The sequence below is a fragment of the Betaproteobacteria bacterium genome (assembly GCA_009693245.1).
Lineage (GTDB): Bacteria > Pseudomonadota > Gammaproteobacteria > Burkholderiales > SHXO01 > SHXO01.
On record SHXO01000092.1, the window covers coordinates 1 to 12,672 of the forward strand.

Annotated in this window: 17 protein-coding genes; 14 read left to right on the top strand and 3 right to left on the bottom strand. The window is 60.3% G+C overall.

Going from position 1 to position 12,672, the window contains the following annotated elements; all coding sequences use genetic code 11:
* Positions 1-48 precede the first annotated feature (48 nt).
* Entirely contained in the window at positions 49-318 is a 270-nt protein-coding gene (locus EXR36_13480; protein MSQ60615.1) for a hypothetical protein, read from the bottom strand.
* Between the two features lie 31 nt (positions 319-349).
* On the opposite strand from EXR36_13480, the gene EXR36_13485 reads away from it, so the two are divergent.
* Positions 350-682 carry a sortase gene (locus tag EXR36_13485; protein MSQ60616.1) on the top strand — a complete coding sequence of 111 codons (333 nt, stop codon included), beginning with the start codon at positions 350-352 and terminating at the stop codon, positions 680-682.
* Between the two features lie 312 nt (positions 683-994).
* The gene (locus EXR36_13490) at positions 995-1,249 is read left to right on the top strand and encodes a DUF2914 domain-containing protein (protein ID MSQ60617.1); all 255 of its coding nucleotides are present in this window, start codon (positions 995-997) and stop codon (positions 1,247-1,249) included.
* A 49-nt stretch (positions 1,250-1,298) separates the two neighbouring features.
* On the opposite strand, the gene EXR36_13495 is transcribed toward EXR36_13490, so the two are convergent.
* Positions 1,299-2,297, bottom strand: coding sequence for an NADP-dependent oxidoreductase (locus tag EXR36_13495; GenBank protein MSQ60618.1), 999 nt, complete (start codon positions 2,295-2,297; stop codon positions 1,299-1,301).
* Between the two features lie 69 nt (positions 2,298-2,366).
* On the opposite strand from EXR36_13495, the gene EXR36_13500 reads away from it, so the two are divergent.
* The 9 genes from EXR36_13500 to EXR36_13540 all read left to right on the top strand — a co-directional run bounded on the left by EXR36_13500 (position 2,367) and on the right by EXR36_13540 (position 10,816).
* Positions 2,367-2,732, top strand: coding sequence for a hypothetical protein (locus tag EXR36_13500; protein ID MSQ60619.1), 366 nt, complete (start codon positions 2,367-2,369; stop codon positions 2,730-2,732).
* Positions 2,729-3,439 (top strand): alpha/beta fold hydrolase, encoded by a 711-nt coding sequence (locus EXR36_13505; GenBank protein MSQ60620.1) that lies wholly within the window; start codon positions 2,729-2,731, stop codon positions 3,437-3,439. Before EXR36_13500 ends, EXR36_13505 begins: the two co-directional genes overlap by 4 nt.
* Before the next feature lie 34 nt (positions 3,440-3,473).
* Positions 3,474-4,691 carry a pyridoxal phosphate-dependent aminotransferase gene (locus EXR36_13510; GenBank protein ID MSQ60621.1) on the top strand — a complete coding sequence of 406 codons (1,218 nt, stop codon included), beginning with the start codon at positions 3,474-3,476 and terminating at the stop codon, positions 4,689-4,691.
* Positions 4,692-4,751: 60 nt separating this feature from the next.
* On the top strand, positions 4,752-6,005 hold the full coding sequence (locus EXR36_13515) for a citrate transporter (GenBank protein MSQ60622.1): 1,254 nt from the start codon (positions 4,752-4,754) through the stop codon (positions 6,003-6,005).
* A 128-nt stretch (positions 6,006-6,133) separates the two neighbouring features.
* The gene (locus EXR36_13520; GenBank protein MSQ60623.1) at positions 6,134-7,114 is read left to right on the top strand and encodes a D-glycerate dehydrogenase; all 981 of its coding nucleotides are present in this window, start codon (positions 6,134-6,136) and stop codon (positions 7,112-7,114) included.
* 7 nt (positions 7,115-7,121) lie between these two features.
* A complete protein-coding gene (locus tag EXR36_13525) occupies positions 7,122-8,459 on the top strand; it encodes an amidase (GenBank protein MSQ60624.1) in 1,338 nt (445 codons plus the stop codon).
* Positions 8,460-8,464: 5 nt separating this feature from the next.
* Positions 8,465-9,355: a 2-hydroxy-3-oxopropionate reductase gene (locus tag EXR36_13530; GenBank protein MSQ60625.1), complete on the top strand. Its 891-nt coding sequence runs from the start codon at positions 8,465-8,467 to the stop codon at positions 9,353-9,355.
* Complete coding sequence (locus tag EXR36_13535) at positions 9,352-10,245, top strand: NAD(P)-dependent oxidoreductase (protein ID MSQ60626.1); 894 nt, start codon at positions 9,352-9,354, stop codon at positions 10,243-10,245. The genes EXR36_13530 and EXR36_13535 overlap by 4 nt, the downstream gene beginning before the upstream one ends.
* Positions 10,246-10,471: 226 nt before the next feature.
* On the top strand, positions 10,472-10,816 hold the full coding sequence (locus tag EXR36_13540; protein ID MSQ60627.1) for a hypothetical protein: 345 nt from the start codon (positions 10,472-10,474) through the stop codon (positions 10,814-10,816).
* A gap of 121 nt (positions 10,817-10,937) precedes the next feature.
* On the opposite strand, the gene EXR36_13545 is transcribed toward EXR36_13540, so the two are convergent.
* On the bottom strand, positions 10,938-11,249 hold the full coding sequence (locus tag EXR36_13545) for a hypothetical protein (protein ID MSQ60628.1): 312 nt from the start codon (positions 11,247-11,249) through the stop codon (positions 10,938-10,940).
* Between the two features lie 87 nt (positions 11,250-11,336).
* On the opposite strand from EXR36_13545, the gene EXR36_13550 reads away from it, so the two are divergent.
* From EXR36_13550 to EXR36_13560, 3 genes are all read left to right on the top strand, one after another.
* Positions 11,337-11,822 carry a nucleotidyltransferase domain-containing protein gene (locus EXR36_13550; protein MSQ60629.1) on the top strand — a complete coding sequence of 162 codons (486 nt, stop codon included), beginning with the start codon at positions 11,337-11,339 and terminating at the stop codon, positions 11,820-11,822.
* A complete protein-coding gene (locus EXR36_13555) occupies positions 11,815-12,231 on the top strand; it encodes a DUF86 domain-containing protein (GenBank protein MSQ60630.1) in 417 nt (138 codons plus the stop codon). The genes EXR36_13550 and EXR36_13555 overlap by 8 nt, the downstream gene beginning before the upstream one ends.
* A gap of 96 nt (positions 12,232-12,327) precedes the next feature.
* A partial coding sequence (locus EXR36_13560; protein ID MSQ60631.1) for a cyclic nucleotide-binding domain-containing protein occupies positions 12,328-12,672 on the top strand: 345 nt, incomplete at its 3' end.

A 12,672-nucleotide genomic window follows, 5' to 3' on the forward strand; every position in this document is an offset into this window, starting at 1 on the left:
CTCTTGTCTACAAAATCAAATCCACTGCATAGTGCAGCGGTCCTCTTCTCAACGAAGTGGCTTGACCTGCTCGCCTTTCCTGTGGAGCTTGTAGTGCTGCGTCATCGGTTGGTGTTTGTGTCCGAGTAACTTCTGCGCGTGCCGGAGGTCTTCCATGTCGGTTGCCGACTTCGCGCGAATGTCCCGGAATTGGAACGAGACGCCAGCGGCCGCGCGAGCTTTGTCGAAGCGAGAGCGCAGCGCGAAGTAGCTCAAGCGTTGGCTGCTCTCATCTTGTATCAGAGAAAGGCCGGTGGCTTTTCCCGGCCTGTTCAACATGCGGTTGTAAATGGCGGAGTAAAAGGGAGCCATCTGGCAGGCAAGCGAATGGGTGTACATCCACGCCAAGGCCTGGGCAGCGCAGAAGCTGATCGCGGCGGGGTGGGGCAGATCGCTTGCGTCCGGTGCCGGGGTGAAGCCCTGGCCCTGGGCGGATACCCATCCGGTCGCGCGCCTCGAAGCCCCGCGCTTAAGGGTTGCATTGATGGTGCTGGCGGGTGCCAGCAGCCGCACACTGGCCTTCGGTCCCGGCCATATGAACGGCACGCCTTTGCCTGGCGGCGCGGGCAATTCGGTGCTGAGCGGCCATCGCGACACGCACTTCGCGTTTCTGCGCGAGCTACGTCCCGGCGATACGCGGTAGTTGCCATGCGCACTGGAGAGCAGGCTGTCCCGGAGATAGTGCGCGCGCCCGTTGCAAAAGGCCGGTGGCTTACTGGCGTAAAGAAAGGAGGTGTACCGGCGTAATTGTTGTGTGCTTCGTGGGTGTACTGAACCGGCGGCATGCCGCCAAGGATTAACACCGATCTTGGCAAAGTTGCAATCACCGTAGGAGTCGCACCATGAAAAAGATTCTCTCTACTTTCGCAGTACTCGCATTGTTGGCGCCGGTAATCGCCACCTCGGCCGGCAAGATCGTCGAGGTTAAAACGGGGAAAAGCATCGCCGAGAAAAAATTGCCGGTGAGACCACTACATTCGCTCTCGGCGAACAAGCCTATCTGTGGCTAAAAGTGGAGTGGGCGGCCGGCGAAAAGCTAACCGTCACCTGGACCCATGGCGGCCAGATCTTCCCGGTCACGCTCAATGTCGGCGGTACTCCATGGCGCACTTGGTCGAGCAAGAAGTTGCACCTCGCCGGCGACTGGACGGTGACCGTCACCGATACCGCTGGCGCCAAACTCAATGAATCAAAAATTACCGTCAAGTAGGGGCATTGCAACGCCGCCGGTTCGCCGACGGCGGCGTTTGCAGCGCGTTTCAAACCAGCTTCACCACCTGCTTCCCAAAGTTCTCTCCCTTCAGTAGCCCAATGAAGGCCTTCGGCGCGCTGCGTATTCCTTGCGCGACGGTCTCGCGGTACTTGATCTTTCCGGCTGCCACCCACTCGATCAATTCTTGCCGCCCCTTGGTGTAGAGATCCATGCGGTCGCTGACAATGAAGCCTTGCATCTTCACGCGGTTCACCAGGATGGAGCGAATCATCTTCATGCCGTAGGGGTCGGTGGCGTTGTAGTCGGAGATGAGTCCGCACAGCGCCACGCGGGAGAAGGGATTGAGCAGCCGAAATACGGTGTCCATCACGACTCCGCCCACGTTCTCGAAGTAGCAATCGATACCTTTCGGGACGGCTGCCTTGAGATCCTCGTAGAGTCTTCCCGCCTTGTAATCCACGCAGGCATCGAAGCCTAACTCGCGCACCACGTAATCGCATTTCGCCTTGCCCCCGGCGATGCCCACGGCGCGGCAGCCTTGCAGTTTGGCGAGTTGGCCCACCACGCTTCCAACGGCACCCGAAGCCGCGGAGACCACGACGGTTTCTCCAGCGTGGGGCTGGCAGTGCTCGAACAATCCGGTCCACGCGGTTACGCCTGGCATGCCCACTACCCCTAGATAGGCCGATAGCGGGATCTTGCCGCCCTCGATTTTTACCAGCCCTGCACCGTCCGTGACGGCGTAGTTTTGCCAGCCTAAATTTCCAACCACGAAATCGCCTGCCTTGAAGCGGCTGTTCTGGCTTTCCACCACTTCGCTCACGGTGCCGCCCACCATGACTTCGCCGATGTCCACGCTTTTGGCGTAGGATTTTCCCTCGGCCATGCGCCCGCGCATGTAGGGGTCAAGGGACAGGTAGTGATTCTTCACGAGTAACTCGCCGTGTCCAGGCTTCGCGGCGGGTTTTTCCACGATACTGAAATTCGCTTCCGTGACCCAGCCCTCGGGGCGGCTGGCGAGCAACACTTGGGTATTGGTAGTCATGATGGAGTCTATACAATGGAGTGGAAAAGGCATTGTAGTACCCAATGAGTAAAATTATGGAGACGATCGATGGATGAAGAAAAGAGTGCCAGCCCAGGACCGGATGATTTGATGCGGGAAGTACAAAAGCTGCGCTCGGCCCTGGAAGGCGCCCATCAAAGAATCGGCGAGCTGCAGTCCGTGATCACGCGCATCGCTCCCGAAGAACCCCTGGCCAAGCTGGAGGTGCCGCTGGCGAAGTCCAGTTGGTGGGAACGCGCGGGTGTCGCGCAGGACGGCTCCGCACCCGCCGAGCCGGCGGAAGTGCCAAGCTACTTCGGCATGGAAGGTGTGTGGGTGCCGGGGAAAGTGGCGGAGGTGGAGAATCTGGACGAGGTGCTCTCCGAGATGGATTTGGAAGACACCTACGCCAACGTGACGCCTCCGCCGAGGTGAAGCCCGCGCTCGTTTTCCTACCAGGGCTTCTTTGCGACGCGGCGCTGTTCAAGCCGCAAACCGATGGGCTCGCGGATGTCTGCGTACCTTGGGCGGCGGATCTCACTCGCGATACTTCCATCGAGGCCATGGCGGCGCGCGTGCTTCGCGAAGTATCCGCGAAAGAATTTTCCTTGGCGGGCTTGTCCATGGGCGGATATGTGGCGCAGGAAATGATGCGGCAAGCACCGGATCGCGTGCAACGGCTGGCATTGCTGGACACTCGATCGCGCCCCGATGAACCCCATGAAACCGAGCGCCGCCGCTTGCTGATGACGTTCGCGCAAACGGAGCGCGGATTTACGCCCGTCACCACGCGTTTGCTCCCCTTGCTGATCCATGCCGGCCGGATAAAGGAGGATTCGCTGGTGGCAGTGATACGCGCGATGGCCGAAGGCATGGGCGTGGAGGCATTCTTGCGCCAGCAGCAGGCCATCATGGCGCGGCCGGATTTTCGGCCTGGCCTAGGCGCGGTCCAGTGTCCAACGCTGGTGATTTGCGGCCGGGAGGATGCACTCACGCCGGTGGAATTTCACGAGGAGATAGCCGCCCTGATCCCCGGTGCGCGGCTGGAAATCATCGAGGATTGCGGCCACCTCTGCACCTTGGAACGGCCGCAAGAAGTGAACGCGTTACTGCGTGAGTGGTTGTCCACCCCGTTGCCTTAGAATCCCAGCCTTTCACTCTAGTTACGGAACTGTCATGGCCAACATCAGCAGCCGCGCGCAAAGCCTCGGCACCGAAAACGCCTTCGTCGTCTTGGCCGAAGTCAACAAGCTCATCCGCGACGGGCGCGACATCGTTTCCTTCTGCATCGGCCAGCCGGACTTTCATACGCCGGTCAACATCCAAGACGCCGCGGTGAAGGCGGTGCGCGAAGGCAAGCACGGATACACGCCCTCCGCCGGTATTCTGGAATTGCGCCAAGCCGTGGCGGCGGAATTCACGCGCACGCGCGCCGTCAAGGTGGAGCCTGACGATGTGGTGGTCGCGGCGGGCGCCAAACCCTTCATCGGATACACCGTGCTAACGGTTACGGATTATGGCGCCGGCGATGAAGTGATCTATCCCAACCCCGGCTTCCCAATCTACGAATCCCAGATCAAGGCCAACGGCGCGGTGGGCGTGCCCATCCATCTACGCGAAGCACGAAATTTCAGCTTCGACCCGCAAGAACTGGCGGACAAGATCACGCCGCGCACCAAGCTGCTCATTCTCAATTCACCGCAGAATCCCACGGGCGGCATCATCCCGAAGAAGGACATGGAAGCCATCGCCGAGATTCTGCGCAAGCATCCGCAAGTTTGGATTTTCGGCGACGAAATCTACGGGCGCCTGATCTACGAGGGCGAGTTCGTTTCCATCGCTTCTTTCCCCGGCATGCAGGAACGCACCATCATCTCCGATGGCTGCTCCAAGACCTGGGCCATGACGGGCTGGCGCCTGGGCTTCGCCGCCAACAAGAAACTAGCGCCCTACTTCACCAACTGGGTGACCAACACCGAATCGTGCGCCTCGCACATCAGCCAGTGGGCCGGCGTGGAAGCGCTCAACGGCCCACAGACCGAGGCCAGGAAAATGCGCGATATCTTCTTCGAACGCCGTAACCTGATCGTTGGCTTGCTCAACCTGGTGCCGGGCGTGACCTGCAAGAATCCCGGAGGCGCCTTCTACGCGTGGCCCAACGTCACCGAGGCTTGCCGCATGACAGATATCAAGGATTCAGAGGAGTTCCGCTCGCGGTTGCTGTATGAAGCCGGGGTCGCGGTGCTGGCCGACATTCACTTCGGCCCGCGCGTGCCCGATGAGGGCCAGCACATTCGCTTCAGCTATGCGGCGTCCAACGAGGCCATCAAGAACGGCATCGCGCGCATGACGGAGTTCGTGCGCAAGAACAGCGCGACGAGCGTAGCAGCCTAAGCCGGCCGAGCCGGATCTAAAACGCATGTACTCGCAGTAAGGGGAACGGGTTTGTCCGATATCGTCTCATTAACCGCGTCCGCGCAGAGCGCGCTTGGCGGCGGGCCATCCTTACTGGGAATACCAGTGGATTTCATTCTGTTTGCCGCCACTTTGCTGGGCGTGGCGTTCTTCCACAAGCGCTCGTTCTATATCGCCATCGGCGGCATGCTGGTCATCGTCGCTTACAAGTTCGGTTTCACCGGATTCAAGCAAGGCCCAGGGTTGGAGGGATTCCTCGGCCACATGGGGCACGAGTGGGTGATTCTGACCAACCTGCTGGCTTTACTCACTGGCTTCGCGCTGCTGGCGGAGCACTTTCAGGACAGCAAGGTGCCGGACGCATTGCCGGCCATTCTTCCCAACGATTGGGTGGGCCCGCTGGTGTTGCTGGCCCTGGTGTTCGTGCTCTCGGCTTTTTTGGACAACATCGCGGCGGCCATGATTGGCGGGGCCGTGGCCTTGACCGTGTTTGGCCGCGTGCATATCGGATACGTGGCGGCTATCGTCGCGGCCTCCAATGCGGGCGGGTCTGGCAGCGTGGTGGGGGATACGACCACCACCATGATGTGGATCGCGGGTGTGAATCCCATCGACGTTCTCCATAGTTACGTCGCGGCGGGCGCGGCATTCGTGATCTTTGGAGTGATTGCAGCCCGCCAGCAGCACGCGTACTACCCCATTACCTCGGACCCCAAGAAGAACCTCCAAGTGGATTGGTCGCGGGTAGCCATCGTAATGATCATCTTGTTGGCGGCCATTGCGGTGAACGTCGTGGTGAACCGCCAGTTCAATGCGGTGGCGGATCGTTTTCCCTTTATCGGAGTGGCTGTGTGGGTAGCCATATTGTTAACGGCTACGTGGCGCCAGCCGAGTTGGAGCAAGCTGCCCGAGGCCGCTCGTGGCGCGGTATTTTTGCTGTCGCTGGTCATGGCCGCATCGCTCATGCCGGTGGAAAAATTGCCCACGGCATCGGCCATGACGGCCTTCGGCTTGGGGTTCGTCTCCGCCGTATTCGACAACATTCCGCTGACGGCCTTGGCCATCAAGCAAGATGGTTATGACTGGGGAGGGTTGGCCTACGCGGTAGGGTTTGGCGGCTCCATGATCTGGTTCGGCTCTTCCGCGGGGGTGGCGATCGCCACGATCTTCCCCGAAGCCCGCTCCGTTGGGTCGTGGCTGCGCCATGGCTGGCATGTCGCGCTCGCATATGTAATCGGATTTGCCATGTTCATGCTCACCATGGGATGGAATCCCCATCCGATAACAAGTTGATTCGTTGATATAACATCCAAGTGCCTGCCGAAAGCTAACGAATCTGGGAGGGTCCGCAATTTCGCCAATGGGCTTCCCCGCGCGGGCATATGCCAATAGACTCCCCCTCCAGGAGGAGTCTCACAGCAATGAATAAACCCAAGATCCTGGTCACGCGCGAGGTATTCAACGAGACTCTGGACTATTTGAATACGCACTGCCAGGTAACGATGAACCAGACCGGTGTGCGTTATACGCCCCAAGATCTCGCGGCGAAACTTCCGGGCATGGACGGCGCCGTTCTAACCGTGACCGAGAAAGTGGACGCCCAAGTCCTGGAGGCCTGCCCGGGCATCAAGGTCCTCGCCAATGCCGCCGCCGGCTACAACAACATCGATGTCCCGGCCTGTACCGAGCGCGGCATCATGGTGACCAACACGCCGGGGGTGCTGACGGAAAGCGTCGCCGATTATGCGATGGGCCTTCTTATCGCCACCTGCCGCCGCATCACGGAAGGCGAGCATCACCTGCGTAGCGGGCAATGGAACGATACCTTCCCAAAGCAGATGCTCGGCATGGACGTGCATGGCGCCACATTGGGAATCTTTGGTTTCGGGCGCATCGGCGAGGCGATCGCCAAGCGTGCCCGCGGCTTCGATATGAGGGTGATCTATCACAACCGCCGTCGTGCCTCGCCAGAGAGCGAGCGGGCGGTGAATGCCACCTACGTGAGCAAGGAAGACTTGTTGCGCCAAGCGGACGTGGTGATGCTGGTCATGCCCTACAACTCCGAGACGCACCATTTCATCGGTGCCGCGCAATTGGTCATGATGAAGCCCGCGAGCGTGCTCATCAACATGGCGCGCGGGGGCATCGTGGACGATGCCGCCCTCATACATGCCTTAAAGGCCAAGCAGATCTGGGCGGCGGGTTTGGACGTGTACGAAAACGAACCGAAGTTCCTGCCCGAATTTCTATCGCTCAAGAACGTGGTGCTCTCGCCCCATATCGCGAGCGCCTCGGAACCCACGCGCAAGGCGATGGCGATGACCGCGGCCAAGAATTGCGTGGCGGCCTTGCGCGGCGAAACACCGCCCAATCTGGTCAATCCCAAAGTGAAGGCAATGTGAGGAGTCCATGGCCCTTGCCCCCACACAATCGTCCAAGCTCCCCTTGTATGCCATGAGCTTGAAGGAAGCCGCGCACCGGCTCGCCCTCGGCGAACTGACGAGCGAGGCCTACACGCTGGCCTTGCTCGCGCGCATCGAGGAGAAAGAGCCGGAGATTCGAGCGTGGGCTTGGATGGACCAGGACCATGCCTTGGATGCCGCGCGCAAACTGGACGCGCGTCGCGCGGCGGGCAGTTTCCTGGGCACGCTGCATGGGTTGCCCGTGGGCGTGAAGGATATCTTCCTTACGCGCGGCGTGACCACGAGCATGGGCTCGAAAATCTATTCCGGGTACGTGCCCAGCCACAACGCCGAGGTGGTGGACCGCCTGGAAGCCGCAGGGGGGTTTTCGCTGGGCAAGACGGTGACCACGGAGTTTGCATTCATGGTGCCGTCCAAGACACGCAATCCGTGGAATACGGCGCATACGCCGGGAGGTTCGTCCAGTGGCTCGGCGGCGGCGGTGGCTTGTGGCATGGTCGGGGCCGCTTTGGCCACGCAGACCAATGGCTCGGTGATTCGCCCGGCCGCTTTTTGCGGTGTGGTGGGTTACAAACCAGGCACAGGGGTGCTTTCCACCGAGGGCATATTGCCCTTTAGCCCAACCTTGGACCAGCCCGGCGTCATGGCGCGAAGCGTGGAAGACGCGGCGTTTGTCGCGGCGCGCATTGCCCACTCCAAGTGGGTGTTGAGTCCGCATGTGACTGCGCTGGGCAAGGCGCCCTTGCTCATCGCTTACCGAACCCACCAGTGGCACTTGGTGTCCGAAGCGCAGCGCGAGCGTTACCGGCTTGACATCGCCATGTACCGTGCCGCCGGTGCCGTGGTGGACGAACTGGAGATGCCCCCGGTATTCAACGAATCTCACCGCGTACACCGTTGCATCATGCTCTACGAGGCCGCGCGCGCGGCACGGGAAGTGCGCGCCGCCCATCGCGATCTCATCAGCGAATTCCTCAATAAAGCGCTCGACGAAGGCGAGGCCATCAGCGGCGTGGAGTACCGTTCCGCGATGGAGAAGCGCCTGGCCATGAAGCGCACATTCGCCGGGCTCCTGGAAGATCACGACGCCATCGTGACGCCACCCGCGGCGGACGAGGCGCCCACATTGGAGAGTACGGGCGATCCCAGTTTGTGCACCCTGTGGACTTTGCTGGGGGTGTCGGCGATCACGATACCGACAGGGTTAGGCCCCAATGGTTTGCCGCTGGGTGTGCAGATCATCGGTAACCCAGGAGAGTCCAATCATCTGCTGTCAACGGCGGCTTGGTGCGAGCGGCGCGCGGGATTCAAGGGCTTGGTATAGAGGCCATGGGCGATAAACTTGCGTTCATAGGCTTGGGGCTAATGGGCCGCCCCATGGCGCTCAATCTCCTCAAGGCGGGCAACAAGCTTCGTGTTTATGCGCGGCGCGCGGAATCCATGACACCGCTTACCGAAGCGGGCGCGCAAGGATGTGCATCGCCCGCGGATGCCGCGCGCGGCAGCGATGTGATCATCGTCATGGTGTCCGGTACGCCGGACGTGGAGCAAGTCGTGTTGGGCGCGCAAGGAATCATCGAAGGCACGGCGAAGGGCAGCGTGGTGGTGGACATGAGCACCATCTCGCCCGTGGCCACGCGCGAGATCGCCTCTAAGCTCGCGGCCAAGGGGGTGGAGATGCTCGATGCGCCGGTCTCCGGCGGCGATGTGGGCGCCATCAACGCAACCCTTTCCATCATGGTGGGTGGCAAGCCTGAAATTTTCGCGCGCGTGAAGCCGCTGTTCGAGGAGATGGGAAAAAACATCGTGCACATAGGCCCCAACGGCGCGGGACAAGTGGCGAAGTGCTGCAACCAAATTCTCGGGGGAGTCACCATCGAGGCTGTCGCCGAAGCCTTGACCTTGGCGCGCAAGAACGGCGTAGACCCTTACAAAGTCCGCGAAGCGCTGCTTGGAGGTTTCGCTCACAGCAAAGTGCTGGAGATTCACGGCAAGCGCATGCTTGACCGCGATTTCAAACCGGGTTTCAAGGCAAGATTGCATCGCAAGGATTTGCGCATCGTGATGGATACCGCCGCCAGAATGAACATCGCTCTGCCACAAGCCGCCCTGGTTGCCCAGCACCTCAACGCCTTGGTGGGCCGTGGCCTGGGTGAGGAAGACTCCTCCGCCATCGTCAAGGTGATCGAGCGCGCCTCCGGTGTGGAGGGCGCATCATGAAGGTTGGGTTCATCGGGCTGGGATCCATGGGCGCTCCCATGGCCGCCAACATCCTGAAGGGCGGCCATGAGTTATTCGTCTGGGCGCGCCGTGAAGAAACCACGCGGCCTATGGTGAGCGCGGGTGCGAGGCGCTGTGCATCTCCGAAGGAGGTGGGGGCGCAAGCCGAAGTCGTGGTGCTTGTCGTCACCACCGGTCACGATGTCGAGCAAGTCGTGCTCGGAGAAGACGGTATCGCGGCCGGCGCCAATCCCGGAACGGTAGTCATCGATTGCGGGACCATTCCACCGGACACGGCCCGGCGCATCTGCAACACGCTGCGCGCACGCGGCATGCAGATGCTTGATTCCCCGGTATCGGGCGGCGAAGCGGGCGCGAAGGCCGCCACCCTTTCCATCATGGTGGGCGGTGACGCGGGCACGTTCGAACGCATGCAACCCCTCTACCAATGCATGGGCAAAACCATCGTCTACATGGGCGAGAGCGGCGCGGGCCAAGTGGCGAAGGCCTGTAACCAACTCACTCTCGTGGTCATGCTCCAAGGCATCGCCGAAGCGATGGTTTTCGCGCGCGCCAATGGCGTGGATTTCAAGCCTATTTGGGAAGCGTTGATGAAAGGCTTCGCCGGCAGCCGCATGCTGGAAGTCTTCGGCACGCGTATGATGAACCGTGAATTCGTTGCAGGCTTGCCCGCCGCCTTGCATCACAAGGACATTCACATCGTGCTGGAAAATGCCCAAGCAACGAAGACCGCTTTGCCCGCGGGCGCCCTCGCGGCGCAAGCCTTCAACGCCCTGATGGCACAACCGCGGGCGCAAGAGGGCACGCATTGGGATTCCGCGGCGATGCTGAAAGTGATGGAAGAGATGTCTGGAATTTCAGGGAAGTAACCTACCCCGCCGCCAGATGCTCCCCGGTTTTCCTGGGAGCATCGATGGGCCAGCCACGCAATTATATCGTCAGAGTCTATCGCGGGGGGTGAGCAACTGTCCGGTGTAGTCGAGGATGTTTCTGGGGGTAGGCAACTTCCCTTCGAGAGTATGCAAGAGTCGTGGGCCCTGCTGGGCCCCCGGCGTCATCTCCCTTCATACGTGATGGAAGGTCACGGGGGAAGCCATGGACGTCGCCGACAAACACATGCAAGGCCACGGCACCGCCATCGGCACGAGCTTCAACGACAAGGGTTCGGGGCCGCTGCACCAAGGACCGGCCACCTGCTTCTACACCTTCTTCGTCGCCAATGGCGCTCCCAAAAACAAAGGCTTTTGCACCTTCGGCGATGAGGACGGCGACCGCCTCTTTACCGATTGGCACGGCAACGGCGCCGAAGGGGTCAACAGCATCGTAGGTGGCACCGGGAAATACGCCGGCATACAAGGCAGCGGCACTTGGAAAAGCCGTGACGTTGGACCGAATGGCCAACACCTCACCACGCAGAGATTCGAGTACCGGTTGCCATGAAATGCCGGTCTCCTGATTGTGACCGCCGGAGGGAACAGGTCTGTTGAGGTATCTCGCCGCACTGCCTGGGCCGGCTATTGCCGGCCCAGCAATGGTTTCGGACACGAAATTCCGAAAGCACTCACCGTTTCAGATCGATGAGGCCATTGTCCACGGTAATCGCAAACCCATTCGCACCTGGCTTCAGTTCGGTGTATGTGGAGGTGCCGCCGCCAGTCGCCCCGGTGTATTTGCCGGTTCCGTGAATCACCTCGAATTTCCCGGCTGTCATCGTGTGATCTCCCCACCAATGACCGACCCAAACATCGCCATCCCGGTCGGTATGGTCGCAATACCACTCGGCTTTACAAACGCTGTCCTTTCTACTATCGATTACGCCCGCGCACTCTAATTTCAAGTTCTGGAAAATTGAGTTCGGATCCTTCATGGCCATGATCGCCCTCCCTTTCAAGTGCACGATCGCGGGTCCACTTTTTAGCGCTATCGGCAACGGATAATAAGTTCCGCCCAGCAACTGAAGATGCCGGACGATGTCGTGGATAGGATCGAAGAGGTGCGAAGCACGCTGGAGTATCATGCGAGCATGAATGCCGCCGCCGATTTACCGCTCCCCGGCCTTCGCGCCGAAGCGTCGCGCCTTGGCCGTGAAGTGGCGAGTGTTCGACTAATCGTGTTGTTCGGTTCGGTGGCGCGCGGACGTGCGCTGCCTTCGAGTGACGTGGATATCGGAATTATGGGAGCTGAGTTTTGGGAGGGCTTGCGAATCGGTGCGGACCTCGCCAGACTGTGCGGACGTGAACCACATGTGGTTGAGCTCGACGTTGCATCCGAGCTCTTGCGCTACGAGATAGCGCGTGATGGTATTGCGCTTTTCGAATACGAACAAGACGCTTGGCCGCGGTTCCGTGCCGAGGCGATCATGCGCTACTTCGACTTCAAACCCAATCTAGATCTGTGCGTGGCTGGCGCTCGCCGCCGCTTGTTAACGGAGGCGCGCCATGGGTGAGTTGCTGATCAAGAAACTCCTTGCGAGCCGCGCCCGTATTAAGAAACTACGTGCCGCCTTGCCGCCCGTGGCGGAGGATGTCTTGAAGGATGAGCGTCTTGAAGCCTACGTTTCCTTCGGATTGTTTCTCTTGATTCAGGATGCGATTGATCTCGCCGCGCACTTGATCGCGGCGCGAGGGCTTGGCGTGCCTTCATCGCAGCGAGAGTCCTTCGAAATTCTGGCCGGTGAAGGTTTGCTGAGCAAGGAACTCACGGCTGCCATGGGTCAAATTGCGGCGCTTCGAAACCGGATAGCTCATTCGTACGGAGAAGTCGATCCCGTCAGACTCGTGCGAGAGGCACCGTCCGGGATGTTGGTTATTGAGCGTTTCCTTGACGCGATAGCAGGTTCGGTGGCCGCTGCTTAAGTATGAGACTCGCCCGTTTGGTGAGACCAATACCGGCTCGCTATTTTTGATTCCCTTCGCGGTCAACGGTGGTTTTTTTTAGGATCATGCCTCACCATGCCCGGTTTTCTTTTCGATGATCGCCACCTCGATGCCCTTAGCTCGGCGGGAACGATCCGCGCCTATCCGAAGCACACGCTTCTCATTCAGGAGGGCGACCAAAACGACCAGATCTACGTGGTGCTGTCTGGACGGTTGAAGGTTTTTCTGTCCGATAGCGACGGCAAGGAAATCGTCATCGACACATTGGGACCCCGGCAATTGTTTGGCGAGATGGCCCTGGAAGGAGAGCCGCGCTCGGCCTCGGTCATGACCACGGAGGTTTGCAAGCTGGTCATGATTCAACGCGACCAGTTCAAGCAATTCCTCGCCGCCAACCCCGAGGCGGCCTATAGCCTGATC